Genomic DNA, 2,868 nt, shown 5'->3' with positions numbered 1-2,868 from the left:
TTGAAAAACTTCCAACCGCTGGCCACCAGGATGGAACCTTGGAGACATCAGCGAGGCTCCTTGTATAGCTTGTTACTCCGAGTGGCAGTGAGATGAGTGATCTTCAGGCCTGCTCGAGAGTCCCCGCGGGGGGAGCGCAAGAAGATTGCTAAGCGATAGTTATTCGCTGTCAAATTTTTGTCCAAATCCTTTACGTTGACAGTCGCAGATCGGGGATCGCTGTAACGTATGGATATGAACTTAGGTTAACTAGCGGCCCGTTTCCCCAGAACTGAAGCTCCGAGGGCGGGCAAGGAGTAGGGTCTCATGCTGCCGAGTGGCTCCCAAAATCCCCCTGAGCCGGCGGCCCAATCAGGGCAAGGGGATCCGGCTCCCTTTCTAACCGATGCTAGCTCTCCGCCTCCGCGAGCTACCACCACCGTCCCCTACGTGGTGTTGCACGGTCATTTCTACCAGCCGCCGCGGGAGGATCCCTGGTTGAACCGCGTTGAACGTCAGCCCAGCGCCAGCCCCTTCCACGACTGGAATGAGCGCATTTTAGCGGAGTGTTATCGTCCCAACGCCTTTGCCCGCATCCTGGACGATCAGGGGCGGGTGGTGCGCATTGTCAATAACTACGAATTCTTGAGTTTTAACTTTGGCCCCACTCTCCTCTCCTGGTTGGAGGAGCACGACGTTGAAGTGTACCAACGCATCTTGACTGCCGACCGCCTCAGCGCCGAGCGGCTGGAGGGACATGGCAATGCCATTGCCCAGGTCTACAACCACGTCATCCTGCCCCTGGCCAACGAGCGGGACAAGTACACCCAGATCCGCTGGGGGATCGCCGATTTCCAGCATCGCTTTGGCCGCTTCCCCGAAGGCATGTGGCTGGCGGAAACTGCCATCGATGCAGCAACAGTTGCAGCCTTAGTCGACTGCGGGATCCGTTTCGTCATCCTCGCCCCCAGCCAGGCGCAGCGCATTCGTCCTTTGGGTCAAACGGAATGGATCGATGTCAGCCAGGGCCAGATCGATCCCAGCCGGCCCTACCGCTGCTTTACCCCGGATCGCAGCGGCTACCTGGACATTTTCTTTTTTGACGGCCCTATCTCCCGGGATCTCGGCTTTGGCGATATTGTCTACAGCACCCAGTCGCTGGCAGAGCAGCTCCGGCTGGCCATCCGCCCTGACAGAGAAGGGGAACCCTATCTGATTAACTGTGCTACCGATGGCGAGACCTTTGGCCACCACAAGCGCGGCGTGGAGCGCACGCTGGCCTATGCCTTTTGCGAAGAGTTTCCCCGGCGGGGCTGGCAGGTGGGCAACTACGGCCACTTCCTCAGCTACCATCCCCCCACTTGGGAGGTGCAACTCAAGCCAGTTACGGCCTGGAGCTGCGCCCACGGGGTGGGACGGTGGTCGCGCGACTGCGGCTGTGGGGCAGTTCCAGGCTGGCACCAGCGCTGGCGGCAACCGCTGCGGGAGGCCCTCAACTGGCTGCGGGATCAGTTGGCGGAGATCTACGAGACGGAGGCCAAAGCCTACCTGCGGGATCCCTGGCTGGCCCGGGATCGCTACATCGAGGTGATCTTGGATCGGGAGCGCTGCGAGGCGTTTTTGCAGGAGCACCAGAGCCACCGCCTCAGTGCCGAAGACCGGGTGCAGGTGCTGCGCCTGTTGGAGATGCAGCGCTACAGCCAACTGATGTTCACCAGTTGCGGCTGGTTCTTTGAAGAGATCTCTCGCCCTGAGGGGGTGCAAATCCTGCGCTACGCGGCGCGGGCCATCGAGCTGGCGGCAGCAGTGGCGGATGTGGATCTGGAAGAAGAATTTCTGCGCCGCTTGAGCAAAGCCCCCAGCAACCTCGAGCTCTACAAAGATGGCCGAGGCGTTTACCAGGCGCTGGTGCGCCCCTGCCTAGTTAGCCCGCAGCGGCTGGTGGCTCAGCACGCCATGCTTTCCCTGTTCAACAGCATGCCCCGAGCTCCCGGATATATGCTGGAGCCAGTGGATCAGGAGCGCCTGGCTATAGGGGGATCCACCCTGCTGGTTGGACGAGTGAAGCTCTCTTTTCCCACCACCTTTGAGGAGCATGACCTCATCTACGCTCTCCTCCATCTGGGCGGCTGGGACTTTCAATGTGGCGTCAAGCCGTTTACGGGGCGGCGCAGCTATGAGCAGTTGAAAGCCCGCCTGCTGTCTGGAGCCCACAGCCGCATCCAGGTGATCCTGACCCTGCAGGAGCTGTTTGGCCCGGAAACCTTTGACCTCAACGCTTTGACGGAGGAAGACCGGCAGCAGATGCTGCGCTGGTTAACCCAGGATACCCTGGATCGCCTAGCCCAGCTCTACCGCCAAACCTACCTGGAAAACTACGGGGTTTTGATGGCTTTTCGGGCCGATGGCCTGCCACTCCCGGAAGAGCTGTTGGCTGCCGCGCAGATCACCCTCAACCAGCGCCTGTTGAGCAGCTTGCGGGCGATGGAAGTGGAAGAGGGCAAGCGGGATCACCTGCTGGAGTTGCGGGCCATTGCCCGCGAGGCGGAGCAGTTGGGGTGCCAGTTGCGGCGGGAAGAGGCGGCCCGGGTTTTGGATCGGCTCTTGCAGCGGGGGATGTGGCAGTTGGCCCAGGCAGCCGACTCGGAAACTCTCAGCGAACAGCTCCACAACCTAGAAGAGTGGCTGCGCCTAGCTGCCGATCTCAACCTGCCTATCCGCCTGGATCGCCTCCAAGAGCTCTACCTACTGCGGCTAGAGCGGCAGCGATTAGAGGCGCTCCGCAGTGGCCCTGGGATCCCTGGCGAAGTCCTCCACCGCTTGCTGCGGCTGGGGCAACAACTTCGCATCAATGGTGCTGCCTGTCTCCAGCACCTACTGCCTCCAGCA

General features: G+C 61.0%; 1 protein-coding gene. It reads left to right on the top strand.

The genetic code is table 11. The features are described from left to right. Nucleotides 1-306: 306 nt before the first annotated feature. Nucleotides 307-2,868 (top strand): DUF3536 domain-containing protein (locus tag NW852_RS09080; protein ID WP_414426665.1); only part of this gene is annotated, 2,562 nt, incomplete at its 3' end.

It is taken from the genome of Synechococcus sp. H60.1 (assembly GCF_047462335.1).
Taxonomy (GTDB): Bacteria; Cyanobacteriota; Cyanobacteriia; order Thermostichales; family Thermostichaceae; genus Thermostichus.
Note: the sequence above shows the minus strand (reverse complement) of the source record. Positions and strands in the feature narration are given on the sequence as shown.